This is a genomic window from Kitasatospora sp. NPDC024654 (assembly GCF_055559155.1).
In genome coordinates, this window is the sequence record NZ_JBVHLF010000287.1 from 1 (window position 1) to 1051 (window position 1051).

The 1051-nt window shown below is 63.5% G+C and carries 1 protein-coding gene; it reads left to right on the plus strand.

The features are described 5' to 3' along the window. The coding region (locus tag ACZ38L_RS39670; protein WP_465703063.1) for a tyrosine-type recombinase/integrase at window positions 1–974 on the plus strand (974 nt) is incomplete at its 5' end. Window positions 975–1051 lie beyond the last annotated feature (77 nt).

Below are 1051 nucleotides of genomic sequence, written 5' to 3' on the forward strand. Positions count from 1 at the left end.
GACCAACATCGCTGCCGCGACCGACCACTACCGGTCACACGCCGATCACGCGCTCGACCTGCTCGGTCTCACGAGCTGAGAACGCATCAGCCCTGACCCGCGAACGCCTCCCTGTGCTTCCGACACTGCTTCGAGCAGCGGCCCAACGGCTCGAGGAGGCCAGGCAACGTCTTGACGCCGTCCGCGCCGCTGATCCTGGCGCTGCCTTCACCGTCCTCGGGGAGACCTTCACCAAGGCGGTGGGCAGCAGCTCCACCCATGCTGCCACGGCATCCATCGCCTACGACTCCTGCGGCCGGCGCTGGCACCTGGCGCAGGCCGAGCAACGGGCGTTTTGGGCATGGGCCTCGGTGGAGTTCCTCCGGTATACCGGCGTCCGCATCGAGGAGATGCTGGAGGTCAGTCACCACAGCATTGTCCAATACAGGCTGCCGACCACTGACGAACTCGTTCCGCTGCTGCAGATCGCCCCCTCCAAGACCGACGAGGAACGCCTCCTTCTTGTCACTCCAGAACTGGCTGACGTGCTCAGCACGATCGTCAGCAGGGTCAGGGACGCCTCCGGGCGTATCCCCCTCGTTGAGTCCTACGACCCTGGGGAGAAGGTCTGGAACTCTCCGATGCCGGTGCTGTTCCAGTGGCGATACGGCGGCCAGGACCGCGCCGTCTCAGCAACCGCGATCCGCAAGTCACTCAACGAGCTGATCGATGTCTCCAGGCTGACCGACGCCACGGGTCAACCCCTGCACTACCAGCCCCACGACTTCCGAAGAATCTTCGTCACCGACGCGCTACTGAGCGGCCTTCCGCCCCATATCGCCCAGATGATCTGCGGACACAAGAACATCAACACCACCATGGGCTACAACAACCCTCGGGAATTGCATCAGACGGGCGAGAAGTCGCAGGTCACCAGCTCACAGCGACGCTCTGATGCTCTCGAAGGCTACTACGAACTAGTACTACAGGGCTAGATCTGCATCATCTGGAGGCGCATGCGCCGACGGAAGTGATGTCGCCTGGCCTCAATTTGGTGGCGGCGGCGGAGCGT